The organism is Halorubrum ezzemoulense DSM 17463 (genome assembly GCF_002114285.1).
Classification (GTDB): Archaea; Halobacteriota; Halobacteria; order Halobacteriales; family Haloferacaceae; genus Halorubrum; species Halorubrum ezzemoulense.
In genome coordinates this window covers 27,883-51,709 of the sequence record NZ_NEDJ01000020.1, presented here as the reverse complement: position 1 = coordinate 51,709, position 23,827 = coordinate 27,883, and the positions used below count along the sequence as shown (strand labels likewise).

At 70.9% G+C, this 23,827-nt stretch carries 23 protein-coding genes, 2 tRNA genes and 1 pseudogene; 10 read left to right on the top strand and 16 right to left on the bottom strand.

Going from position 1 to position 23,827, the window contains the following annotated elements:
• Positions 1–202: 202 nt before the first annotated feature.
• Both B9H04_RS07765 and B9H04_RS07760 read right to left on the bottom strand, forming a co-directional pair.
• Positions 203–277 (bottom strand) — tRNA-Ile (locus B9H04_RS07765).
• A 328-nt stretch (positions 278–605) separates the two neighbouring features.
• A tRNA-Asn gene (locus tag B9H04_RS07760) sits at positions 606–678 on the bottom strand.
• 160 nt (positions 679–838) lie between these two features.
• On the opposite strand from B9H04_RS07760, the gene cca reads away from it, so the two are divergent.
• Positions 839–2,287, top strand: coding sequence for a CCA tRNA nucleotidyltransferase (cca, locus tag B9H04_RS07755; RefSeq protein WP_085682588.1), 1,449 nt, complete (start codon positions 839–841; stop codon positions 2,285–2,287).
• A 61-nt stretch (positions 2,288–2,348) separates the two neighbouring features.
• Here cca and B9H04_RS07750 read toward each other — a convergent pair whose 3' ends face one another.
• The 4 genes from B9H04_RS07750 to B9H04_RS07735 all read right to left on the bottom strand — a co-directional run bounded on the left by B9H04_RS07750 (position 2,349) and on the right by B9H04_RS07735 (position 4,712).
• Positions 2,349–2,663, bottom strand: coding sequence for a hypothetical protein (locus tag B9H04_RS07750; RefSeq protein ID WP_049931442.1), 315 nt, complete (start codon positions 2,661–2,663; stop codon positions 2,349–2,351).
• Positions 2,664–2,739: 76 nt separating this feature from the next.
• Entirely contained in the window at positions 2,740–3,102 is a 363-nt protein-coding gene (locus B9H04_RS07745; RefSeq protein WP_049931441.1) for a CrcB family protein, read from the bottom strand.
• Positions 3,099–3,500 (bottom strand): fluoride efflux transporter FluC, encoded by a 402-nt coding sequence (locus tag B9H04_RS07740; RefSeq protein ID WP_049931440.1) that lies wholly within the window; start codon positions 3,498–3,500, stop codon positions 3,099–3,101. Before B9H04_RS07740 ends, B9H04_RS07745 begins: the two co-directional genes overlap by 4 nt.
• Before the next feature lie 42 nt (positions 3,501–3,542).
• On the bottom strand, positions 3,543–4,712 hold the full coding sequence (locus B9H04_RS07735) for an ATP-binding protein (RefSeq protein ID WP_455583607.1): 1,170 nt from the start codon (positions 4,710–4,712) through the stop codon (positions 3,543–3,545).
• Between the two features lie 143 nt (positions 4,713–4,855).
• Here B9H04_RS07735 and B9H04_RS07730 point away from each other — a divergent pair, with 143 nt between their 5' ends.
• Entirely contained in the window at positions 4,856–5,332 is a 477-nt protein-coding gene (locus B9H04_RS07730) for a DUF7382 domain-containing protein (RefSeq protein WP_049931438.1), read from the top strand.
• 26 nt (positions 5,333–5,358) lie between these two features.
• Here the strand turns inward: B9H04_RS07730 and B9H04_RS07725 are convergent, their stop codons facing one another.
• The 4 genes from B9H04_RS07725 to B9H04_RS07710 form a co-directional block, all read right to left on the bottom strand.
• Positions 5,359–6,159, bottom strand: a complete 801-nt coding sequence (locus B9H04_RS07725) for a protein-L-isoaspartate O-methyltransferase family protein (protein ID WP_049931437.1) — start codon at positions 6,157–6,159, stop codon at positions 5,359–5,361.
• A 49-nt stretch (positions 6,160–6,208) separates the two neighbouring features.
• Entirely contained in the window at positions 6,209–6,841 is a 633-nt protein-coding gene (locus B9H04_RS07720) for a protein-L-isoaspartate(D-aspartate) O-methyltransferase (protein ID WP_049931436.1), read from the bottom strand.
• 66 nt (positions 6,842–6,907) lie between these two features.
• Positions 6,908–7,321 (bottom strand): Hsp20/alpha crystallin family protein, encoded by a 414-nt coding sequence (locus B9H04_RS07715; RefSeq protein ID WP_049931435.1) that lies wholly within the window; start codon positions 7,319–7,321, stop codon positions 6,908–6,910.
• Positions 7,322–7,444: 123 nt separating this feature from the next.
• On the bottom strand, positions 7,445–7,948 hold the full coding sequence (locus tag B9H04_RS07710; protein ID WP_049931434.1) for an Hsp20 family protein: 504 nt from the start codon (positions 7,946–7,948) through the stop codon (positions 7,445–7,447).
• Between the two features lie 110 nt (positions 7,949–8,058).
• On the opposite strand from B9H04_RS07710, the gene B9H04_RS07705 reads away from it, so the two are divergent.
• The 3 genes from B9H04_RS07705 to cysS all read left to right on the top strand — a co-directional run bounded on the left by B9H04_RS07705 (position 8,059) and on the right by cysS (position 12,715).
• Positions 8,059–9,444 carry a cryptochrome/photolyase family protein gene (locus tag B9H04_RS07705; RefSeq protein ID WP_049931433.1) on the top strand — a complete coding sequence of 462 codons (1,386 nt, stop codon included), beginning with the start codon at positions 8,059–8,061 and terminating at the stop codon, positions 9,442–9,444.
• A gap of 95 nt (positions 9,445–9,539) precedes the next feature.
• On the top strand, positions 9,540–10,802 hold the full coding sequence (gene ilvA, locus B9H04_RS07700; RefSeq protein ID WP_049931432.1) for a threonine ammonia-lyase: 1,263 nt from the start codon (positions 9,540–9,542) through the stop codon (positions 10,800–10,802).
• A gap of 395 nt (positions 10,803–11,197) precedes the next feature.
• A complete protein-coding gene (gene cysS / locus B9H04_RS07695; RefSeq protein ID WP_049931431.1) occupies positions 11,198–12,715 on the top strand; it encodes a cysteine--tRNA ligase in 1,518 nt (505 codons plus the stop codon).
• Positions 12,716–13,269: 554 nt separating this feature from the next.
• Here cysS and pheA read toward each other — a convergent pair.
• The 5 genes from pheA to B9H04_RS07670 form a co-directional block, all read right to left on the bottom strand.
• Positions 13,270–14,076: a prephenate dehydratase gene (gene pheA / locus B9H04_RS07690; protein WP_049931430.1), complete on the bottom strand. Its 807-nt coding sequence runs from the start codon at positions 14,074–14,076 to the stop codon at positions 13,270–13,272.
• A gap of 89 nt (positions 14,077–14,165) precedes the next feature.
• Complete coding sequence (locus B9H04_RS07685; RefSeq protein ID WP_139835055.1) at positions 14,166–15,395, bottom strand: DR2241 family protein; 1,230 nt, start codon at positions 15,393–15,395, stop codon at positions 14,166–14,168.
• A 2-nt stretch (positions 15,396–15,397) separates the two neighbouring features.
• Positions 15,398–16,267, bottom strand: a complete 870-nt coding sequence (locus B9H04_RS07680) for a CbiX/SirB N-terminal domain-containing protein (RefSeq protein WP_049931428.1) — start codon at positions 16,265–16,267, stop codon at positions 15,398–15,400.
• A 166-nt stretch (positions 16,268–16,433) separates the two neighbouring features.
• Positions 16,434–16,961 (bottom strand): DUF7523 family protein, encoded by a 528-nt coding sequence (locus B9H04_RS07675; RefSeq protein WP_049931427.1) that lies wholly within the window; start codon positions 16,959–16,961, stop codon positions 16,434–16,436.
• Positions 16,962–17,057: 96 nt separating this feature from the next.
• Positions 17,058–18,674, bottom strand: a complete 1,617-nt coding sequence (locus tag B9H04_RS07670) for a BCCT family transporter (protein WP_085682585.1) — start codon at positions 18,672–18,674, stop codon at positions 17,058–17,060.
• Positions 18,675–18,858: 184 nt separating this feature from the next.
• Here B9H04_RS07670 and B9H04_RS07665 point away from each other — a divergent pair, with 184 nt between their 5' ends.
• The 5 genes and pseudogenes from B9H04_RS07665 to B9H04_RS07645 all read left to right on the top strand — a co-directional run bounded on the left by B9H04_RS07665 (position 18,859) and on the right by B9H04_RS07645 (position 22,177).
• On the top strand, positions 18,859–19,194 hold the full coding sequence (locus tag B9H04_RS07665; RefSeq protein WP_049931425.1) for a hypothetical protein: 336 nt from the start codon (positions 18,859–18,861) through the stop codon (positions 19,192–19,194).
• 63 nt (positions 19,195–19,257) lie between these two features.
• Positions 19,258–19,395 (top strand): annotated as a pseudogene (locus B9H04_RS07660) (copper resistance protein CopD); the annotation flags it as partial.
• Positions 19,396–19,637: 242 nt separating this feature from the next.
• Positions 19,638–21,284, top strand: coding sequence for a thermosome subunit beta (gene thsB / locus B9H04_RS07655; protein ID WP_049931518.1), 1,647 nt, complete (start codon positions 19,638–19,640; stop codon positions 21,282–21,284).
• Between the two features lie 207 nt (positions 21,285–21,491).
• Positions 21,492–21,746: a glutaredoxin family protein gene (locus B9H04_RS07650; RefSeq protein ID WP_049931424.1), complete on the top strand. Its 255-nt coding sequence runs from the start codon at positions 21,492–21,494 to the stop codon at positions 21,744–21,746.
• Positions 21,747–21,808: 62 nt separating this feature from the next.
• Positions 21,809–22,177 carry a DUF192 domain-containing protein gene (locus B9H04_RS07645; protein ID WP_049931423.1) on the top strand — a complete coding sequence of 123 codons (369 nt, stop codon included), beginning with the start codon at positions 21,809–21,811 and terminating at the stop codon, positions 22,175–22,177.
• A 79-nt stretch (positions 22,178–22,256) separates the two neighbouring features.
• Here the strand turns inward: B9H04_RS07645 and B9H04_RS07640 are convergent, their stop codons facing one another.
• Complete coding sequence (locus B9H04_RS07640) at positions 22,257–23,777, bottom strand: PAS domain S-box protein (RefSeq protein ID WP_049931422.1); 1,521 nt, start codon at positions 23,775–23,777, stop codon at positions 22,257–22,259.
• Positions 23,778–23,827 lie beyond the last annotated feature (50 nt).

Below are 23,827 nucleotides of genomic sequence, written 5' to 3'. Positions count from 1 at the left end.
GTATAAGGGCGAGGTAGGTGGGCGGGTGGATCGACGTAGCGGCGACTACAGAATTCGCACGACAACAGGAACCCGGAACCGACCGCTGGTCGACATACCACTCAGAAGCTGATTTTCCGGAACATCGAGAAAGCCGATACCGGGCGTTTGAGCCACCGAGAGAGTCGTTTCGGAGACCACCCAGTAACGGGTTTAACTGCGATGGGCCTTGCCGGATTCGAACCGGCGATCAACTCGTTATGAGCGAGTCGCTTTAACCGGACTAAGCTAAAGGCCCGCCACGGATCGATTTGTCTCTCGGTTCCTCTTTATCCTATCGGGTTGGAACCAAGCGAAGCTAATGTTTCGTTGAGATGGTAATCCTCGTGCCAATTGATGTTTTTGATATGTTATGTTTGACCGCTCGTACCGGATAGTCATCTGTGTGTCACCAGCATCTTCGATAAGTATCAGTTACGATCGCTTCGGCCGCTTGGCCGCGCTTCTGTGGCTCCTCGAGTGAAGCAAATTGCTCGCTTCGATTCGGCATACTCAGTCAGAGCGGAAACGAGCAAAATAGGACTACGGTCTGGTGAGAGCATAGACGAGAAACGTACGAAGGGAGGCGCCGAAGCCAGGACTCGAACCTGGGACCGCCTCGTTAACAGCGAGGCGCTCTACCAACTGAGCTACTTCGGCCTGTTCTCGGGTACTCGCGTCCTTTTGATATGGCTTTCGTTTCCGCCCGACGACGCGGAAGCCGACGGGCCGGACCGCGGGACGGCGGCGGCGCTCCGTCGGCCCGCCGCGCCGCCGATCCGACCGACACGTTTTCGGCCGGACCGCGAGACCGTTCGGTATGGACGATCTGGAGGCGGTGCTGTCACGGGTTCGCGAGCGCGTCCTTCCCGAGCCGGAAGAGCGGGAGCGACTGCGAGCGGCGGCCACGGCACTGACCGACCGGACCCACGAGGCGATCGCCGACCTCCCCGTCGGCGCCGACGTGGTCCAAGTCGGGTCGACGGCGCGGGGCACGTGGGTCGCGGGCGACCGCGACATCGACCTGTTCGTCCGGTTCGACGCAGATCTCGACCGCGCCGAGCTGGAGGAGTACGGGCTGGCGGTCGGGCACGCGGTCCTCCCCGACGGCCACGAGGAGTACGCCGAACACCCGTACGTGAAGGGGAACTACGAGGGGTTCGACGTGGACCTCGTCCCCTGTCACGACGTGGAGACGGCGGGGGATCTGGTCTCCGCGGTCGACCGCACCCCGTTCCACGACGCGTACCTCTCTGCGCGGCTCGACGACGACCTCGCCGCGGACGTAGTCCTCGCGAAGGCGTTCCTGAAGGGGATCGGCGCGTACGGCAGCGACCTCCGCACCGAGGGGTTCTCGGGGTACCTCACGGAGCTGCTCGTCTTGGAGCTCGGCGGGTTCGTCCCGCTCGTCGAGTCGGCGCGGAGCTGGCACCCCCCGGTGGAGTTCGACCCAGAGGGGCACGCCGAGCGCACGTTCGAGGACCCCCTCGTCGTCGTCGATCCGACGGACCCGACGCGGAACGTCGCGGCGGTCCTGTCGGCGACGAACCTCGCACGCTTCCAGCACTACGCGCGGGAGCTGCTCGCGGCCCCGAGCGAGGCGCTCTTCGAGCCTGACGAACCGGAACCGCTCGACCCCGAGGAAGTGCGAGCGCATCTCGACCGACGGGGAACGACGCCGGTCGCGGTCGTGTTCGACGCGCCGGACGTGGTCGACGACCAGCTGTGGCCGCAGCTCCGCCGATCGCTGGACGGGATCGTCGGCGGGCTCAACGATCACGGGTTCGACGTGCTCCGAGCGCGCGCCATGACCGACGCAGCGGGAACGAGGAACGGCGGCGAGGGGAGCGACGCCGACGGGGGGAGCGGCGACCGGGAGGTGCCCGAGCGCGCCGCAGCCGTCGAGTCGACGCGGGCCGCGCTGGACGCGGAACTGGAGGTGACCGAGCGACCGGCGGTCGCGCGCCACGACGGGCCGCCGGTCGCGGTGCGGAAGCACGCCGCGAACTTCTACGAGTCGTACGTCGACGACGTCGACCCGGACACCTACGGGCCGTTCATCGACGGCGACCGGTACGTCGTCGAGCGCGAGCGGGAGTTCGTCACCGTCCGTGGGTACCTAGAGAGCGACGCCGCGGGCGACGTGGCGCTCGGCGCGCAGGTGGAACCGGCGTTCGCCGACCGCGACGTGTTGGTCGGCGAGGCGGTGGCGACGCTCGCCCCCGCGTTCGGTCGACCGCTCCGCGGGTTCTACGAGCCGCGGCCGTGAGACCGTCGAGGGGAGCCGTTCCCAATGAAACGGGCGAAAGCGATCCGGGCGAAGGGGCCGCTCAGCGGGAGAGGCGGTCGAGGAGCCAGTAGACGGCCGCGGCGACGACGACGACGATCAGCGCGATCGCGGTGAGGAGTCCGGCGGCGCCGGGGAACGACAGCCAGAACGCGGCGTAAAAGGCGAGCGCGAACACGAAGAGGCCGACGACCAGCAGCCCGCGCGAGGGGTTCTGCGCGGCGGCGACGAACCCGCGCTGGAGGATCGAGAGGTCGCCGAAGTCGGGGACGTCCTCGGGGGTAACGTCGTCAGCGGGACCACCCGAGTCGGCCGGAGCGGTCGACTCGCCGTCGACGGAGCGGTCGGTGTCGGTCACGCACTCGCATAGGAACCGGGGGAGCCTGTACTTGTCGCTTGTCGGGGAGGAACGGCCCGGCCGCCGTGAGCCTCCGTCAGCCGGCGACCGCGACGGCGAGAGACGAACCGAGGACAAACGCGGCCAGCGCGGCCGCGAGGTTCGAGGCCGCGAGCGTCGCGGCGGCGCGAACACCGGTCTCGCTCGCCGTCCGGACGGCCCCGACCGCGAACGAGGAGAACGTCGTGAACGCGCCACAGAAGCCGACGCCGAACAGCAGCGTCGCCGCCGATCCGATCGGCGCGGCGGAGACGGCTCCGAGGGCGAGGCTCCCGAGGGCGTTGACGAGGAGGACCGACCGGCGCCCCTCGATACGGAGCCCGACGGCGTGACGGCCGGCCGCGCCGAGCGCACCGCCGACGCCGACGAGCGCCGTCGCGAGGAGCGGCGAGACGCTCATCGCCGGCGCCTCCCGACGGCGAGCCCCAGTGCGGCCGCGGCGAATCCGGCCGCGTAGCTACCGGCGACGTATCCCGCGCCGGCGGTCGTTCCGAGCGCGACGGCGTCGGCGACGAACGTGCTGTACGTCGTGAACGAGGATAGCGCGCCCGTCCCGACGAGCAGCCGGACCCGGTCGCTCGACGCGCGAGTCAGGAGGAGACCGAGGGCGAACGAGCCGACGACGTTCGCGACCAGCGTCCCCGCGCCGGGCGGGACGCCGCCGAGAGCGATGAGGCGGTCGCCGGACGGGGCCACGGTGAGGACGCCGGCGACTCCCGCGTCGACGGCGTGTCTGGCGACCGCACCGAGGAAGCCCCCGGCCGCGACGAGGAGAAATCCGTACGGCGTTCGGTCCATGCGCTAGCGTATTTCCGGGGCGGCTTGTGCGTTCTGGACCCGTCAGTGCGGTTCGGGGTCCGATAGCCGGCTCGCGCGCGGACTCTCGCCTTCGTGCGGCGTCCGGCGTTCCCGTATCCGGACCGTGTGGGCCGTCTCTGTGGCGTCGTCGACGACGAGCGCCTCGCCGACGCCCTCGGGAAGCCGCGATGCGAGGTCGCCGGCGAGGTACGTCGCCTCCGCCGCCGCCAGTCGCTCGACGTCGCGCGCCGCCGTGAGCCGGTGGGAGACGAGCAGGTCGGACTGCGAGACGGCGACGCTCGGGAGCGCGGCCGGACGCTGGGTCGCACAGACCAGCGAGACGCCCGGCGCGCGGCCCCGCGTGAGGAGCGTCCGGAGCGCGGGGTCGGCCACCCCGTCGAAGAAGGCGTGCGCCTCGTCGACGAGCAGCCACGGGAGCCGGGAGAGATCGCCCGCGATCCGCGCGTCGTAGAGCCCGCGAGCGACAGCGCGGACCACGGCCGCCGCGGCGGCGTCGGGCACGCCGGCGAGGTCGAGGACCGCGGGGTTGCCGTCGGCCGCCAGCGACGCGACCGGCGGCGCATCGGCGTCGAAGACTCCCCACGAGGCCGCCAGCCGGAGGTGGTTCGCGGCGGCGCGGCGCGTCTCCGCCGGGGCGTCGGCCGCGTCGACCGCCTCGCGGAGCGCCGCGAGCGACGGCGAGGGGGTCGTTCCGCTCGCGGCGTTACGGTCCGTCGCCTCTCCAGATCCGTCGTCGACCGCGTCCGCGACGACTTGCCAGACGAGGGTTCCGGGGCCGCTCGCCGGGGCGAGGCCGAGGAGGTTCGGCCAAGCCGACGGCGGTATCGAGGCGGGACGGACCGCGGGGTCGACGGTCCGTCCGCCGGCCGCTTCGAGGCCGGCGAAGACGCCCATCGGGTCGACGACGACCGGGGCGACACCGCCTGCGTCCGCCAGCTCCTCGGCGAGGACGCCGAGGGTGTACGACTTCCCGGTGCCGCGCTTCCCGAACACGACGCCCGCGTGTGGGCGGTCGAGGTCGACGCCGACCGGAGCGCCGGCGCTGCCGTCGCGGGCGAGGAAAGAGCCGATCCGAGCGGTGTGAGGCAGACGGTCACCGTCGCGGTGAGCACTGTCACGGAGGTCGGCGCAGTCGCCGCGGTCAGCCCCCTCAGTACGGTCGGTCCCGTCGTCGCGGCCGCGTACGTACACGCGGCCGGGTTGCCTCGGCATCAGACAAAAAGCACCGGGAGCCGGATCGGGTCCCGGTTGTCGGGCGCGTCCCTCGGGCGTCCGCCGCGGCGCCGCCCGGATCGTCCGATCGTTTATATCAGATACCGCGGCCAGCGCGGCGTATGTCCGATCGAACACACGACTCGCGCACCGCGAACCGCCGGACGTTCAGCACCGACACCCGCGCGATCGAGGGGCTCCCGGTCCGCCTCGTCATCGCGCTCGTCGTCGGCGTCGCCAGCCTCAGCGTGATGATGGGGATGATCGGCGACATCGACGGGCTGGCCGCGACGGAACTCGACGCGCAGCCCCAGCCGGAGGTGACCACGCCCGGCGAGCAGTCGGTCGACGTCGCCGTCGTCGACCCCGACGGCTCTCGGGTCGCGGACGCGACGGTCATCGTCCGGGGCGGCTCTGCGCAGATCGACGGCGTCGTCACCGCGAAGACGAACGAGGACGGGGTCGCGACCGTCGACGTCGAGCCGGAACTCGGGCCGAATCAGGCCGACGGGACGCTCGCGATCGACATCAAGCCGCCGGCGGAGGGCGACTACGTCGACGAGCGGGGGAACACCGAGGTGCTCGTCGTCGAGGAGTGACGCCGCGAGCGGCGGAGGAGAGTCGGTTAAAGCCGGCTGTCCCAGTCGATCCAGTCCTGTTCCCAGCCGTGCCGTCGCTGCCGGCTGCGCTCGGCGCGCTCCGCGTCCTCCCGCCGAGTTCGGTTCCGTTCCGTTCCGGGCTGTTCGCCGTCGACGAGCATCGGTTGGAGCCGCGCCGGCCCGTGCGTCTCGACCGTTTCGAAGCCGTCAGGCGCCGGATCGTCGTCCGTACCGGCGCCGGACGCGATGGCGTCGCCCGCGTCGGGACCCCCGGTGGACGGCTCGATCGCGGCGACCGTCTGGACGCCGGCGCCGCGCGGGTAGGCGATTCGCCCGTCGGGCGCGAGCTGGTCCCTGAGGGAACGCGGCGGCTCGACGACGGCGGCTTCGAGGAGGATCCGGTCGTACGGTGCGTACGCGGGGAGTCCGTCGGCGCCGTCCGCGCGGTCGACGAGGACCGCCCTATAACCGGCCGCGTCGAGGTTCGACCGCGCGGCGGCGACGGCGGCGCGGTCGATGTCGACCGCGTGGACGCGCCGCGCGCCGGCGATCTCGGCGAGCATCGCGACCGAGTAGCCGATCCCCGCACCGACGACGAGGACCGAGTCGCCCTCGGCGGCGTCGAGCGCGGTGACGAGACGGACCAGCGTCGGGAGCGAGAGCGAGTGCGGGTCGTCGCCGTCGACGACGCCGCCGCGAGGCGAGTCGTCGACGAAGGGATCGCGCGGGACGCGCTGAAGCGCGGTCAGCACGGGCGGCTCGATCGGCTCGCCGATCTGGTGTTCGAGCCCCTCGATCATGTCCGCCCTGAGCGACGCGTCGTCCATGCGCAGTCTCGGGACTCGGTCCTCTAAAACCGTGCGTTCGGCGGGCCGACTATCGCATCGGGACGAACCGCACGCCGCCGTGGTCCTCGCGGTCGATCCCGCCTTCGCGGAGCGTCAGTCGGACGAGCCGCTGGCGACCACCCTCGCGAACGGGGGCGACCACGCGGCCGCCCGCCCGGACACGGTCGACGACCGCGTCCGGAACCGCCTCAGGCGCCGCGCAGGTGAGGTAAGCGGCGTCGAACGGAGCCTCGTCGAGGAACGCCTCTCGGCCGTCGGCGGCCGCGACGGCCACGTCGTAGCCGAGACGGGCAAGGCGCTCGCGGGCGGCGGCGGCCAGTTCCGGGACCCGCTCGGCGGAGAGGACGTTCCCCGGGCCGACGACCTCGGCGACGACCGCGGCGTGGTAGCCGCAGCCAGTCCCCACCTCGAAGACGCGGTCGCCGCGCTCGACGTCGAGGAGATCCGTCATCAGTGCGACCATGTGCGGCGCGCTGATCGTCTGGTCGTGGCCGATCGGGAGCGGCCGGTCGGCGTACGCCGACTCGCGATGCGCCTCGGGAACGAACTCGTGGCGGGGGACGGCTCCGATCGCCGAGAGCGTCTGCTCGCTCACGTCGAGACGCCGTCGGAGCGCGCTCACGAGGTCGCGTCGTTCGGCCGTGCGGTCGCCGTCGTTCATGTGAGTCGATAGCACGGTGTACGTGGAGAAAGCATCGGCGGAGAGGCAGGGGTCGAGCCGGGCGGATCAGTTCACGTCGATCCGGCGTCCCTCGTCCGCGTCGAGGACATCGAGCGGGACCGTTACAGTGAGGACACCGTGCCGGTACGTCGCGGTGGCGTCGTCAAGACGGGCGTTCGTCGGCAGGCCGACGGTCCGAGTGACGGACTCGTGGCGCCGCTCGCGTCGGATGTATCGCCGGTCTGCGTCCTCGCGTTCCGCGTCGCGCTCGGCGGCGATGGCGAGCCGGTCGTCGCGGACTCGGACGTCGATCTCGTCGCGATCGAACCCCGGGAGGTCGGCCATCACGACGAACTCGTCGGCGTACTCGGCGACGTCGATGTCGGCGGTCCGGAGGTCGCGGCCCCGAGACCGCTCGCCCCCGAGGGGGGTGCGGCCGAGGAACTGCTCGATCTCGTCGAAGGGATTCGTCGTGTTCATACCGACAGAGAGGACCCGTGAGGTGTTAAATAGCGACTGACGCATGCTATCTCGCGGCGGCGGCGGATTCCGGTATCCCGGCCGCGGCGCACCCCGTGTCACACCCGACGACGCGAGCGCGGCTCAGCTGACGTCGATCGTGTGCCCGCGGTCGTCGTCGGGCGAGCGCTTGGGGAGCGTGACGGTGAGGACGCCGGCGTCGAAGGAGGCCGCCGCCGCGTCGGCCTCGACGGGTTCGGGGATCGGAACCCGACGGGAGACGGAGCTGCGCCGGCGCTCGCGCCGGTGGTAGCGGACGTGGGCCGGACCGCTCTCGCCGTCGTCCGGATCGTCGGCACCGTCTTCTTCGGCGACATCGAACTCGCTCGACTCCTCGCGGGACCCGCTGATAACGAGCGCGTCGTCGCGCAGTTCGACATCCACGTCGTCGGCGTCGAATCCGGGGAGGTCGGCGACGACGGTGATCGCCTCGTCGTCTTCGACCACGTCGACGTCGACGTCGCGGGCCCCCGGGAACCGCGGGACCTCGGGGCCGGTGCCCTCCAACGTGCCGCCGAGTTCCTCGAACTCGCGGCCCATCCGCTCGAACAGTTCCTCTATCTCGTCGAAGGGATCACGTCGGGTCATACAGGTCAGGATTCGTGACGGAGCGTCTTGAACGTACTGGCGGAGGCGGGGACGGCGGCGCGCCGAGACGCCGGCGACAGACACTATCCGCTGGCGCCCTTGGAGTTCGTATGCGCCTGTTCTGGCACCGAGGAGACGCTCGAACGCGGGACAACGCCGGGCTCGCCGCCGCGGCTCGGGACGGTGAAGTCGTGCCGGTGTTCGTGTACGACGCCGACCTGCTCGGAACGGTCGGCGCGCGGCAGCGCGCGTTCTTCCTCCGCCACGTGAAGCGACTGGAGGAGCGGTACCGCGAACTCGGGAGCGACCTGATCGTCCGCGCCGGCGACCCGGAAGCGGTCCTCGTCGACCTCGCCGCGGAATACGACGCGGAGGCGGTGTTCTACAACGAGCAGTACCGAGCGGCCCGTCGGAACCGACAGCGGGCGGTCGAGGACGCGCTCGCCGGCGAAGGCGTCGACACCGACTCGCGGACCGACATCGTGCTGGTCGACCCCGGTCGGCTGGAGGCGCGCTATCCGAACCACAGCCAGTTCCACGGCGACTGGGAGGCCGTGCCGAAGCGCGGGCCGTACGCGGAGCCGGATGCGGCCGCGCTGGCCGACGTGCGCGACGGGAAGACCGTCCCCGAGCCCGACGCCGACATCGACCTCCCCGACGCGGGGTACGAGGCCGCCCGCGAGCGGTTCGACGAGTTCCTCGACTACGGGATCACCTCGTACAACGACACCCGCGACGACCTCGCGCGGGCCGTCGAGGCCCCGACGCACGCGGTCTCGCGGATGTCTCCGTACCTCGCGACCGGCGCGATCGGGGTCCGCGAGCTGTGGGCGGGCGCGAGCGACGTGTACGACGCCGTGACCGGCGGGGAGCGCCGCAACGTCGACAAGTACCGGTACGAGCTGTCGTGGCGCGAGCAGATGTACCACCTGCTGTATTACAACCCGGACCTCGCCGTGTCGAACTACAAGTCGTTCCCGAACGAGATCGCGTGGCGCGACGACGACGACGCCTTCGAGGCGTGGACGCGCGGCGAGACCGGCTACCCGCTCGTCGACGCCGGAATGCGACAGCTGAACGAGGAGGGGTACATCCACAACCGGCCGCGGCAGGTGGTCGCGAGCTTTCTCACGAAGCACCTCCTGATCGACTGGCGGCGCGGCGCGCGCTACTTCACGAAGCAGCTGATCGACCACGACTACGCCTCGAACCACGGCGCGTGGCAGTGGACCGCCTCCACCGGCACCGACTCCGTCGACGTGCGCATCTTCGACCCGGTGAGCCAAATGTCGAAGTACGACGACGGCGCCCGATTCGTGAAGGCGTACGTCCCGGAGCTCTCGGACGTGCCGTCCGGGAAGGTGGTCGACTGGCCGACCCTCTCGCGGGCGGAGCGCGAGGAGCTCGCGCCCGACTACGCGCACCCGATCGTCGACCGGAACGAAGGGTACGAGCGCGCGCAGCGCGTCTTCGAGGAGGCGCTCGGGAAGCGATAGCGGGCGCGGGTCGGCGCGGAGCGGTGCGGACCCGTGGGTGGTACCGGCGTTCCGTAACCGAGTCCTTTTCGTGGGGCCCCGAGAACGGCTCCGCTATGTCCCCAGTCGCGATCGACGACGTCGAGGCCGCCGCCGAGCGGCTCGCCGGCACCGACATCGTCCAGCGGACGCCCGTCGAGCGGAGTCGCTCGCTGAGCGATCGGTGCGGCGCCGACGTGCGTCTCAAGATGGAACACCTCCAGCGCACCGGCTCGTTCAAGACGCGCGGCGCGTACAACGCGATCTCGCTGGCGATAGACGGGTCCGGAGAGCGCGCCGCGGAGGTCCCGATCGAGCGCGTCGTGGCCGCGAGCGCGGGCAACCACGCACAGGGGGTCGCGCTCGCGGCGGCCGACGCCGGGATCGAAGCGACGATCGTGATGCCGGAGGCAGCGCCCGCGGCGAAGATCGAGGCGACCCGCGCCTACGGCGCCGAGGTCGTCCTCCGGGGCAGCGCGTTCCCCGAGGCGATGGCGCACGCTCGGACGCTGACCGACGACCCCGGGACGCGGTTCGTCCACGCGTTCGACGACCCCGACGTGGTCGCGGGACAGGGGACGCTCGGCCTGGAAGTGCTCGACCAGGTGCCCGACGTCGACACCGTCCTCGTCCCCGTAGGGGGCGGCGGGCTCGCGGGCGGGGTCGCAACCGCGGTCAAGGCCCGGTCGCCCGAGACGCGGGTCGTCGGCGTTCAGACCGAGGGCGCGTCGACGCTCTCGGAGAGCCTCGCGGCCGGCGAACTCGTGACGCGCGACGAACCCGACACGATCGCGGACGGGATCGCGACCGGCGGGCTGAGCGACCTCACCTTCGAACTCCTCGACGAACACCTCGACGAGGCGGTCGTCGTGAGCGACGACGACGTGGCGAACGCGATCCTCCTGCTCTTGGAGCGCGCGAAGCAGATGGTCGAGGGCGCGGGCGCGACCGCCGCGGCCGCCCTGTTGAACGACGAGGCGGTCGACGATCTCGACCTCGGCGGCGAGACCGTCGTCCCGCTTCTCTGCGGCGGCAACATCGACGTGACGACGCTGAAGGAGGTGGTGACGCACGCCCTCGTCGACCGCCACCAGCTGATCGAGCTCTCCGTCCGGATCGACGACACGCCCGGGACGATGGGGGAGATCAGCACCCTGATCGGCGCGGAGCGCGCGAACATCCGGACCGTGCGCCACGAGCGCAGCCGACCTGACCTGCCGGTCGGCGACGCCGACCTCGTCTTCGAGGTGGAGACGAACGGCCCTGCCCACGTCGACCGCGTCCTCAAGGCGGTACGCGAGGCGGGGTACGAGGTGGAGTGGACGACGCGGGAGGCGTGAGGGAGAATGTCGTCGATGTATAAATTGAACTACGGTGGCGCGCGCCTCCGAGCGGCCGCCTGCGGCGGCCGTGAGGAGCGCGTGCGAGGGAGTCGGCCGACCGCAGGGAGGCCGACGAGGCTGGGGAGGCGTGAGGTGCGGTTGCGGTGTGGGGCGGGATTCAAAGGGGCAGTCGCGAGGCCGCCGTAGGCGACGCAAGCACCGGAACGAGGGAGCGGAGCGACCGAGTGAGGAGCACAGCGAGCGTACTTCGGCCTCGCGACTGGGGCTTTGGAGGTGTTCACCGCCAAGTCACCGAAGGCGTCCACGATCGACCCGCCGACCGCGTCGGGCGGGTGGTCGTCGTCTCGCGCGATCCGACGATTTGAAACGCTCACCTCGGCAACCGTCTCGTAATGAGTCTCGTCGTTACCGACACCCTGGAAGACGAGCGCGTCGAGTTCACGGCCGACGGCGACGTCACGCTGTACGTCTGCGGCCTGACGGTGTCGGACGACCCGCACCTCGGGCACGCCCGCCTGTGGTTCCACGCGGACGTGCTCCACCGGTGGCTCGAACACCTCGGCTACGACGTACGTCACGTCGAGAACGTCACCGACGTCAACGAGAAGATCACGGCCCGCGTCGGCGAGCGCGACGACTGGACCGAGGAACGCGACGTGGCCGAGGCGTTCACCGCCACGACGTTCGACGCGATGCGCGGACTCAACCTCAGGCGGGCGGAGGTGTACCCCCGCGTCACCGAGCACGTGCCGGAGATCGTCGACCTCGTCGAGACCCTGATCGAGGAGGGGTACGCCTACGAGTCGAACGGCTCCGTCTACTTCGACGTGACCCGCTTCGACGAGTACGGGAAGCTCTCGAATCAGGAGTTAGACGCGCTCGAAGCGCAGGGCGAGCCGGACGAGCGCTCGGAGAAGCGGAATCCGGCCGACTTCGCGCTGTGGAAGGCCGACGGCGTGAGCGAGACCGCGGCGCGCGAACACGCGAAACACGACCACGGCGCGGAGACGCCCGAGGGCGAGACGTGGGCGTCGCCGTGGAGCGAGGGGCGGCCCGGGTGGCACGTGGAGTGCTCGGCGATGTCGACGACGCACCTCGGGGACACTCTCGACATCCACATGGGCGGGCGCGACCTCGTCTTCCCGCACCACGAGAACGAGATCGCGCAGTCCGAGGCGGCGACCGGCGAGGCGTTCGCGCGCCACTGGCTCCACGTCGGCCTGCTGGAGATGGACGGCGAGAAGATGTCCTCGTCGATCGGAAACTTCTGGACCGTTCCGGACGCCCTCGACGAACTCGGCGTCAACGTCGTCCGCACGTTCTACGCCGGCGCCGCCTACCGCTCCGAGCAGGCGCTCACCGAGGAGACGATCGGGGAGGCCGAGGAGCGCTGGGAGCGGCTCTCCCGCACGTACGACCGCGCCGTCGAGGCGCTCGACTCGACCGAGGCCCGAGCGAAAGCCGAGGACGCCGACCTCCGCGAGGCAGTTGCGACCGCCCGCGACGACTTCGCGGCCGCGATGAACGACGACCTCAATCTCCGAGAGGCGACCGCGGCGCTCCTCGATCTCACCGACGCGGTGAACCGACACGTGGACGCGGTCGACGAGGGGAACGATGACGGGAACGGGACCCGTGACGCAGACGCCGCCTACGACTACCGGGGCCTCCGCGAGGCGGTCGAAGCGTTCGAAGAGCTCGGCGGCGACGTGTTGGGCCTCCAGTTCGAGTCGCCGAGCGACGGCGACGTCGACCTCGCCGGCGAGCTGGTCGAACTCGTGTTGAACGTCCGTGAGGCCGAGCGCGAGGCGGGCAACTACGAGCGCGCGGACGAGCTCCGCGACGCGCTCGGCGAAGTCGGCGTCGAGATCGAGGACGGCCCGGACGGCGCGACGTACCGGTTCGAGTAATACGGAACCGCGCGTTTCACCGGGGGGGATCGTCAGTGTGGCGATAGCGGTGGGTGGCTCGGTCGCTCGTATATAAACAGCTGCCGACGGAACCGCGGATAACATCTCCAAAGCCCCAGTCGTGAGGGCTCGCGCGGCTCGCTGTGTTCCTCGGTCGGTCGCTACCGCCCCTTCGCTGCGGTGTCGCCGGTGGCTTCGCCGCCGGCTTCCCGCGGCGCGTAGCGCCCCGCTACTTGCGTCTCCGTGCTTCGCACTCAGGGCTGCCCCTTTGAGTCCCGCACCGCACAGCACCGCACCTCGCGCCTCCCCAGCCTCGTCGCTGGCGCCCTCCGCTTCGCTCCGGGAGCCAGCGACTCCAACGAGGGACCTTCGGTCCCTCTGGCAGTCGGCGCGTGGCGCCGGCGACTTCGCACGCGCTCCTCACGGCCGCCTGCGGCGGCCGATCGGAGGCACGCGCAACCGTACCGCCGCGTTCATCGATAAATAGTCGTCACCGTTAGGTCTGGTCGTTTAAATAACGGAGCAACGGGTCGCAGTCTTCCGAAGTTCAGGTCTCAGTCGAGCACGTGCTCGGTGTCGTACGAGCCGAGCACCTTCACCCACCCCTTGTCCGCGATGGCCTCGACGTCGTCGACCGCCTTCGCCATGTGGTCCTCGTAGAGCCCGGCGTCCACGTCGAAGTGGAACAGGTAGTCGCCGAGGCGCTCGCCGCTCGGGCGCGACTCGATCCGCGAGAGGTTGAGGTTGCGGTCGGCGAACGCCTCCAGCAGCTCCAGCAGGAGGCCGGGGTAGTTCGCGTTCGGGTAGACGATCAGCGTGGTCTTCCCGCCGGCGTCGGCCCTCGCGGACTCGGGCGCGACGACGAGGAACCGCGTCGCGTTCGACGTCCGGTCCTGGATGTCTTCCGCGAGGATAGAGAGGTCGTTGCCGGCGTTGTCCGGGTGCCCGATCCCGGCGACGCGGGCGTCCTCGCGGGCGCGCTCGACGCCGCGGGCCGTGGAAGCGACCGCTTCGAGGCCGGCGTCCGGGTAGTTCGACTCCAGCCAGTTGCGACACTGCGCGAGCGCCTGCGAGTGGCTCGCGACGACCTCGAACGAGTCGTCCTGCGAGAGGAGGGCGTGGCGGATCGGCGTGACGACCTCGCGGGTGACGGACACGTCATAGTCGGCGAGCGCGTCGAGGCTCTCCGTGACCGACCCCTCGATGCTGTTCTCGATGGGGACGACGCCGCGCTCGAACTCGCCGTCCGCGACGGCGTCGACGATGGCGGTGACCGATTCGCGGAACGACACCTCGGCGGCGACAGCGCGCGCGGCGCGGTGCGAGTACGTGCCGGCGGGACCCAACGTGACGGCGTTCATTGCCCCACCGTTTCAGGGGAGCCGAGAAAAGCCTGCGGGGCGCGGCGATGTTTCCGGTGCGTCCGATCGGGGTCGGGCTACGGAGCCGGTCACTCCTCGGCCGATTCGGTCGGCACGCCGCCGAGGTTCCCCTCGTCGTCGAACAGCTTGGCGCGGAGGAAGCGCGCCCGGTACCGGTTCGCCCCCTCCTTCGTGTCCGCCTCGCGGATCTCGTCGGTCCGGCCGTCCGCGACCGCGTCGATGATGTCCTCGACCTGCTCCTTCTCGCTCGGGGTCAGGTCGAACTCGTACGTCCGCGGCTGCTCGCTCTCCAGTCGCGTCCACTTCCGCGCGGCCGACACCACGACTGAACACGGCTCGCGGCAGGGGAACGCGCCGTCGCCGCCGTCGACGTCGAGGTCCGTCTCGTCGTCGTACTGCCACTCGCGGCGCTTGAGACACTGCGAGTCGTCGCAACAGGCCTCCGCCACCCAGTTGACGTGCTCGTACCCCTCGCCGCGGTCCCACGTCTTCACGACGCCGTAGATGCCCGCCTGGCGCTCCATCGTCTCGCGCCAGTGAGTCACGTCGAGCTCCCCCTCGCGCTCGCGGTGCCAGTTGGCGACGGTCGCGGGGTAGATCGTCTCGACCGCCTCGTAGAGGTCGCGCGGGCCGAGGTCGGGGAACACCCAGCCGCCAGCGAGCGACGGGGCCGTCTTGAGCGGGCGGTACCGCCCCTGTTCGTCGAACGTCACCAGATCGCGGGCGTTGAGCGGGTCGTCGTACGCGTCCAGATCGTCGACCGGGACGCCGGCGTCGTCGGCGTGGCGCACGTCGTAGCGGCGCTCCCCGCGGTCGGTGACCGTCGCCGTGATCTTCAGTTCGCCCCACGCGCGTTCGATGCCCTCGGCGAGCGCGGCGTACCGGGTCGCGACGGTATCGCCGTCCGCGTCCTCGATCCAGCGGAGGAACGCGCGACGCGGCCCGAACTCGCCGACGACGCGCTCGAAGGTGTACCAGTCGGTGACGGCCGCGGCGCGCTCGGAGAGCGCCTCGTGGAGCTCGCGCTCGCTCAGCCCGACCGGGCGGTCGCCGTCGGCGAGGACGTACTCGCCGGGGGCGTCCTCGACGGGAGCGTCCTCGTCGTCTTCGTCGGCGCCGCGCGCCACGCTGAACCCCTCGAACCGGACGGGCTCTCCCGGCTCGCGGTCGGCGAGCGCGTCGAGGACCGCGTCGAACGCCTCGCTCGGGAGGTCGATCTCTGGCGCGTCGGGCTCGCTACCGGCGTCTTCGGATCCGTCGTCGGCCGCGTCAGCCTCCGCGGAGGTCGGGTCGCTCACGCTCAGTCCCCCGTGGCGACGCGGGTAGTCTCTCGCACGTCGTCGAGCGCCGTCCCAAGGTCGGCGCCGGCGTCGTCGGCGCGCTCTAAGACCACGTCGGCCATGAGTGGCTCCGTTCCCACCGCGCCCGCGTACCAGATCCGCGTGCCGTCGACCGTCTCGGGCACGTCGTATCCCTCGGTGTGGTCCTCACAGAGGCCCACGTCCTCCGGGATGTCCTCCTGCGTGTGGTAGCCGTCGGCGATGAAGAGGGGAACTAAGACGACGTCGTCGCTCTCGAAGTGCTCGGGGAGGTCGTCGACCTCCGGGTCCTCGTCCATGTACAGCGGCTTCACCTCGTCGAATCGGTCGCGCTCGGCGATCCGGTCGGCGTGGTACTCGATCGCCTTCGCCGAGTTCTCGTTGCGCTCGGTGCCGTGGCCGACGACCGCGAGGCCGAACCCGTCGCCCACGTCGGCGTCGTTCGTCACGGACTCCGCGCGGCGGACGATCACGTCGGTCATCGCGCGGTGGGTCCCCACCGGCCCGCAGTAGTGGACCTCCTTGTCGATGTCCTCGGCGACGAGCGTCGCCTGGTCCGCCGAGAGGCCGTCGGAGTCCCACTCCGAGACGTCCCAGCCGGCGAGGCGGAGTTCGCGGGGGATCACCTGCTCGGTGAAGTAGCCCTCCGAAATGAACAGCGGGACGACGTACACCTCGTCGCCCTCGACGGTGCGGAGCACCTCTCGGAAGTGCGGCTCCTCCTTCCAGAAGCCGGTGCGGACCTCGTCGAAGGCACCGGTGGCGCGGATCGTGTCGGCGTGGTCGTACGTCGGCGCGCTCGACTCGGGGTTGAGGTGCGAGCCGTGCGCGACGATGACGAGCGACTGCATACCCGTACTGGGGCCGCGCCGCTCTTAGGGACTTCGGAGGCTGCGGGAGTGCGAAAACGGTGCGACGCCGGGGTTCGGGGTCGACCCGCAAAGCGGCGTTGACCGCGCGACAGGCCGGAGCTGTCGTTGAACGCGCGTCAAGGCGGAGCCGGCCATCGACCGCGCGTCAGGTCGAGTCGGTCGTCGGCACCGCGTCGAGCGCGGCCTCGACGATCCGGACCGCGTCCGGACCGTCGCGCCGCCCGACGACGCAGACGAGCGTATTCTCCGCGACGCCGGCGGCCGGGACCTCGATGTCCCGAACGGCCAACCGGCGGAGCGACGCCCCGAGCGCCGCGGCGTCGACATCGCCGGTCGCGACGATCGCCGTGCGGTCGCCCTCCGGAGCGACGGCCGCGTCGCCGACGCGGAGGAGCGGCTCGCCGGCGTCGCCCTCGGCCGCGCCGTCGGCCGCCGAGAGCCCGACGCCGCTGCGCATCGAGACGGTCGTCCCTCGCGATTCCGTCGCGTACGCGGGCAGGTCCTCGCGGAAGCGCCGGAGGGCGGCCGCGACCGCGTCCGGCTCGCCGTCGAGGGCGGCGGCCTCGGCGAGCCACGCGGCCGCGGCGCTGTGGTTCAGGAGGCCGGCGCGGAGCGCGTCGAAGACGAACGGCCGCGAGCGGACGGCCTCGCGGGTGTCGGCTGCCAGCGACATGGACCGACTTGCGCGCGCGTCGATCAAGCCGGTTTCGATCGCCGCGTCGTCAGGGTCGGTCCGGCGTCGTCCGCGGGGGCCGGCGGTCCCGCGCGGTCAGTCGTCGTCCTCGGCGGGGCTCGCCGACGCGGGCGGCACCGGGTCGGACTCCGGCCGGGGATCGTCCGCGGCGACCGGCTCGTCGGACCGCGACAGCCAGCGCAGGAACCCGCCCATGGCGACGAGACAGACGAGCGCGAACGGGGCGCCCGTGACGATCACCGACGACCGGAGCGCGGTCGCGCCGCCGACGACCACGAGCACGGAGGCGATCGCACCCTGGAGGATCCCCCAGAAGACCCGGTTCGCGCCCGACGGCTTCCGGCTGCCGCCGGTCGTGAGCATGCCGACCGCGAGCGTCGAGGAGTCGGCGGAGGTGAGGAAGAACGTCGTCACCAGCACTAAGAACAGCAGCTGCCACAGCTCGCCGCCGGGGAACGCCCCGAAGATGACGTAGCCGGAGACGCCGTCGCCGAACTCGCCGACTGCGCCGAGCACGTCGGCCGCGCCGGACTGCTGGATTCGGATCGACGTCCCCCCGACGACGGTGAACCACAGCGCCGAGACCGCGGTCATCGTCCCGAAGGCGGTGCCGACCACCGACCGGATCGTCCGGCCGCGGGAGATCCGCGCGAGGAACAGCCCGACGAACGGCGCCCACGCGATCCACCACGACCAGTAGAAGACGGTCCACGCCGCCGTCCAGCTCGCGCCGCCCTCCACGCCGCTCCCCGTGAACAGGCTCATCTCGAAGAAGGAGGTCGCGTACGTGCCGAGCGCCGCCACGCCGATGTTCAACACGTCGACCGTCGGCCCGGCGAGGAGCGCCACGCCGAGGAGCAGGGCCATGACCGCGATGTTGAACACGGACAGCCGTCGGATGCCGCGGCTCACGCCCGCGACGAGCGAGAGCGTGAAGAGGACGGTGATGCCGACGATGACGGCGACCGTCGCGGCGTCGCCGAACGCGACTCCGGTCCGGAACGTGACGCCGGTGAGCAGCTGGGTGGCGATGAAGCCGAGCCCGGTCGCGATCCCGCCGATGGTGGCGACGACAGCGAGGGTGTCGACCGTCCGGGCGACGAGGCCGTCGAGCCGGTCGGGGCCGAGGACGGGATACAGCGCGGTGGAGACGCGGAACGGAGCGTCGTGCCGGTAGGCGAAGTACGCGACCGGAATACCGATCGCGAGGTACCCGCCCCAGGCGCTGACGCCGTAGTGGAAGACCGTGTACGCGACCGCGGGCACCGCCGCCGCGCTCGACTCCGCGGCCACCTCGCCCGCGAACAGCGGCGGGACGGTCTGGTAGTGTAACAGCGCCTCCACGGGACCGAAGAAGACGATGCCGGCCGACAGCCCGGCCGAGAAGAACATCGCCACGTACGACGCCGTCCCGTACTCGGGGTCGCCCTCGCCGAGGCGGACGCGTCCGTAGCGACTGACGAGGAGGTAGCCGGCGGCCCCGACCAGCGCGAGCACCGTGCCGAGGTAGAGCCACGCGAGCCCCTGGCCGAACGTGACGAACGCCGCGTCGATCGCGGCGGCGGCGCCTTCCGTGTCGGCCGCCGTGTACGCGAGGAACGCGAACGTTGCCAGCGCGCCGGCGGCGAAGGGCACGGGATCGACCTCGGATCTGAACGAGCGTATCGACTCGACGACGGAGCGTCCATTCATAAACGAGTGGGTATCGATCAGCAGGGCCTCAACCGGGTTAAACCTGTTTCTGAGTGCGTGTACGTCCGTTTTCGTCCGCGCACCGTGGTCGGAAATCGACGGCGGACCGTCACCGTCGTCGGCCGCGCCGATCCGGCGGCGCGCGGGCGGCAGAGATTCGTGTTGCCAGCCCGTATCCGCGGCCGTGAACCACGTCCCGAACGAGGCGCTGGCCGCGATCGACGCGTTCGGCGAGGGGCACCTCCGCGGCGACCCGCCGCCGGTCCGCGAGCGGCTGCGCTCGGACCTCCGGGTCCGGATCGAGGTCAACGACGACGGGCGAACGGCGCGGTGTCGGTTCGAGACGGAGTACACCCGGACGCCGCCGACGCTCCGCGACCGGGATTCGTTCCTCGTCACGTATGTGGACGGCGTCGACGAGCGCCTCCGCGAGTGGGGGATCGAGCCCCCGCCCGCGTACGAGTACCGCGAGACTGTCGACGGCACGCACCGGTACGAGGGGACGCTGACGCTGCCGTGACGCGGAGCTCTCGGAACGCGACGGCGCGGCCTGATTATGCCGTCGTTAGCCGGACGGAACGGTGTGCTGCTCACGACCGCCTTCGTCTTCCACGTGGTCTCCGGCGCGCTGTGGACCGGCGCGACGCTGTACGTCGTCTACGCGACCCTGCCGCGGGCGACCGACGGGACGCTCGGCCGCGAGGCGTTCGTCGACGCCGCGTTGCTCGCCGGCGGGGTTCCGGGGTGACGCGGCGGCGAGAACGAGATATATAAACGGCGTCGGATAGCCGAATTCGTCCCACCAGAGATCAATGCTAACTCTCCGCACGATCCGGGAAGAAACGGTCCGGTGTCGTGCGGTTTTCGACGGCGGCTCCCGACGGCGTCCGTCCGTGTCCGTCCGGCCGTCAACGAGACATTTATATAGAATCACAATCAATCAAACGCTGTATGAGTCAGCGAATGCAGCAGGGTCAGCCGATGATCATCATGGGCGATGACGCCCAGCGCGTCCAGGACAAGGACGCACAGGAGTACAACATCTCCGCGGCGCGCGGCGTCGCCGAGTCCGTCCGGTCGACGCTCGGACCGAAGGGGATGGACAAGATGCTCGTCAACTCGATGGGCGACGTCACCATCACCAACGACGGCGTCACCATCCTCCAGGAGATGGACATCGACAACCCGACCGCCGAGATGGTCGTCGAGGTCGCCGAGACCCAGGAGGACGAGGCCGGCGACGGGACGACCAGCGCGGTCGCCATCGCGGGCGAGCTGCTGAAGAACGCCGAGGACCTGCTTGAACAGGACATCCACCCGACAGCGGTGATCAAGGGGTTCAACCTCGCGAGCGAGTACGCCCGCGAGCAGGTCGACGAGGTCGCGACCGCGGTCGACCCCGACGACACTGAGACGCTCCAGAACGTCGCCGAGACGTCCATGACCGGCAAGGGCGCCGAGCTCGACAAGGACGTGCTCGCCGACCTCGTCGTCCGCGCCGTACAGGGCGTCACGGTCGAGGCCGACGACGGCTCCCACGTGGTCGACCTGGCGAACCTGAACATCGAGACGCGCACCGGTCGCGCGGCGGGCGAGTCCCGCCTGCTCACCGGTGCGGCGATCGACAAGGACCCGGTCCACGATGACATGCCGACCGACTTCGAGTCGGCGAACGTCCTGCTCCTCAACGACCCGATCGAGGTCGAGGAGGCCGACGTGGACACCTCCGTCAACGTCGACTCGCCGGACCAGCTCCAGAAGTTCCTCGATCAGGAGGAGGAGCAGCTCCGCGAGAAGGTCGACCAGATCGTCGACTCCGGCGCCGACGTCGTCTTCTGTCAGAAGGGCATCGACGACCTCGCGCAGCACTACCTCGCCAAGGAGGGCGTGCTGGCGGTCCGCCGCACGAAGAAGTCCGACCTGACGTTCCTGAAGAACGTCCTCGGCGCGCCGATCGTCACCGACCTCGACTCCCTCACCGCGGACGACCTCGCGGTCGGCTCGGTCGAGCGCGACGGCGACGAGGAGCTGTTCTACGTCGAGGGCGAGGACGCCCACGGCGTCACGCTCCTCCTGTACGGCACGACCGACCACGTTGTCGACGAGCTTGAACGCGGCATCCAGGACGCGCTCGACGTGGTCTCGACGACCGTCTCCGACGGGCGCACGCTGCCCGGCGGCGGCGCGGTCGAGGTCGAGATCGCGCGCCGCCTGCGCGACTACGCCGACTCCGTCGAGGGGCGCGAGCAGCTCGCGGTCGAGGCGTTCGCCGACTCCCTCGAACTGATCCCGCGCGTGCTCGCCGAGAACGCGGGCCTCGACGCGATCGACCTGCTGGTCGACCTCCGCGCGGCCCACGAGGCGGGCGACCAGCACGCCGGGCTCGACGTGTTCGCCGGCGAGGTCGTCGACACGGCCGAGGCGGGCGTCGTCGAGACGGCCCACGCGAAGGAGCAGGCGATCGCCTCCGCGGCCGAGGCGGCGAATCTGGTCCTGAAAATCGACGACATCATTTCGGCGGGCGACCTCTCGACGGCGGGCGGCGACGACGAGGGCGGCGCCCCCGGCGGCGGCATGGGCGGCATGGGCGGCATGGGCGGCGCGATGTGAAGTCGGCCGAGAACTGACTTCCACCGTTCCCACCGTTTCGTCCGACGAACGCTCCGTTTTCCCCCGTTTCAACCGAGACCAGCCGAACGGCCGCCGAAGTCGGCTGGCGAGGGGCCGATCCCCGCCCGCTCGCCTTTTGCCCGCCCGTGCGCGCCGCGCACATCGGCGGCCGCACCTCTTTACGGATCCGCGCCCTACGGGGGGGCGATGGCAGATCTCACGCTCTACGAGCTCGAAGGCTGTCCGTACTGCGCGAAGGTGAAGACGAAGCTGTCCGACCTCGGCTTGGAGTACGACTCGATCATGGTCCCGCGCTCGCACAGCGACCGCACCGAGGTCGAGGAGGTCTCCGGACAGACCGGCGTGCCCGTCCTCGTCGACGAGGAGCACGGGATCGAGGGGATGCCCGAGAGCGACGACATCGTCGAGTACCTCGAAGAGACGTACGGCGGCGCGAGCTAACGCTCGGACGCGGGGACGCGAGCCACCGTCGAACGAGAGCCTATTTATTCGCCCGCGGCGAGGTGACCCGCGTGCGACTCGTACACCGTCCCGACGCGTCGGGCGACCGGACCGAGACCGTCCTCGCGAGCGACGTCGACGTCGCCCGCTCGACGCTCGAACAGGCCCGCGGGCTGATGTTCCGGCGGTCGGTCCCCGACGACTACGCCCTCGTCTTCCCCTTCGACGAGCCCGAGACGCAGTGGCTCCACATGCTGTTCGTGCCATTCGCGATCGACGCGGTGTGGCTCGTCGACGGCGAGGTGACGGCGAAGAAGCGGCTCGCGCCGTTCGTGGGACTGGGCCGCGGCCGCGCCGACACCGTCGTCGAGCTGCCGGCCGGCGCGGCGGAGTCGGTGACGGTGGGCGACGAGCTCCGGCTCGCGGAGTGAGGCGCGCGCCGTCTCGCGGAGTCGTGAGCGCCGGAGCGACCTCGGCGTCGACGGGGCGACCGCGTCACCCCCGTCCGGCTCAGTCGTCCGGGCTGAACAGTTCGGTGTCGTCGATCGGCGGCGCATCGGCGACGCGCAGGGACAGCTCGATCCGGCTTCCGCCGGCCTTGCTCTCGGCGATGTCGAGGCTCCCGCCGCCGGCGGTGGCGATCCAGTTCACGTACCAGAGCCCGAGCCCGCTCGCGTGTTCGAGCGGCGTCTCTTCGCCGGTGAGGACGGCGCGCTCGGCCGGGGGGATCCCCGGCCCGTCGTCCGCGACGACGAGGGAGGCCCACGACTCGCTCGGGAGCTCCGCGGCCGAGACCCGAACCCGCGGCTCGTCGGCGTCGTTGTGGCGGATCGCGTTGTCGACGAGCTCGGTGATCGCCTCCGGGAGGAACGCGACCGCCGAGACGACGATGTCGTCCGGGATGTCGACATCGACGGTGGCCCCGTCGAGGACCGCCGGGTCGACCGATTCGAGGGCGGCGTCGACCGCGGGCGCGAGCGCGATCGGTCGCGCCGACGGGCGCTGGGAGAGCAGCCGCTCGACCTTGCGAGAGGTCTCGCCGAGGCGCAACAGCCGCTCGGCGGTGGCGACGACCCGTTCGAGCTGCTCGGTGAGCTCGGGGTCGTCGACGGCCTCGATGGCCTGTCCGGTGAACCCCGTGACCACGTTGAGGTCGTTCCGGAAGTTGTGCCGCAGCACGCGCGTCAACACGGCGAGCCGCTCCTCCCTGAGGGACGCCTCGGTGACGTCCTCGCCAACGCCGACGGCCCCCACGACGCGGTCGCCGTCGGTCACCGGACCGACGGAGAGCCGATAGGGGACGCGTTCGCCGGAGCGGGTGAGGAGGCGCGCCTCGCGGGAGACCGCCTCGCCGTCGCGATACACCCGAGTGAGGGCCTCGCTGATCGCGTCGCGCGTCGCCTCGTCGAACAGCGACGTGAGCGCCCGTCCAGAGAGCGCGTCGGGTGCGTACCCCGTGTCGGCCGCGAGCTCGTCGTTCCACCGCGAGAGCGTTCCCTCCTCGGTACAGCGGAACAGCGCGAGCGGGACGGTGTCGGCGAGCGCGTCGACCAGTCGGCGCTCGGTGTCCCGCTCGGACTCGGCGGCGACGCGGGCGGTGGCGTCGGAGAGTCCGACGACCAGCCACTCGGACCCGGCGATCGTCGCCGTGTGGAGCGCCGCGTCGACCCGGAGCCTCGGATCGCCGAGACGGAGGTCCCACTCGAACCGCTCGGCCGCGTCGGTCGCGCCGTCGGAGCCGGGCGTCTGGGAGGCCGCCGCGGCGGCGACGTCAGCGATCGGCTCGCCGGAGACGGTGACATCGGTCTCGCCGAGGTCCGGGAGGCCCATCAGCGTCAGCGTGCCGCGGTCGTGGCCGACGAGGTCGGCCGCCGGCGCGTTCGCGGCGCGGACGGCCAGCGTGTCCGGATCGCAGGCGAGCGTCGGGGTCGGAACCGCCTCGACGAAGGCTCGGAGGATCCCCGACGGAGCGGCGTCGCCGCTCGACGGCGATCGGTCCTCGGCCGACGAGTCCGGGTCGCGGTCACCCATCTGTCGGTAATCGAGACACTCCGCGCATATGTGTTTGTGGATTTATGAAT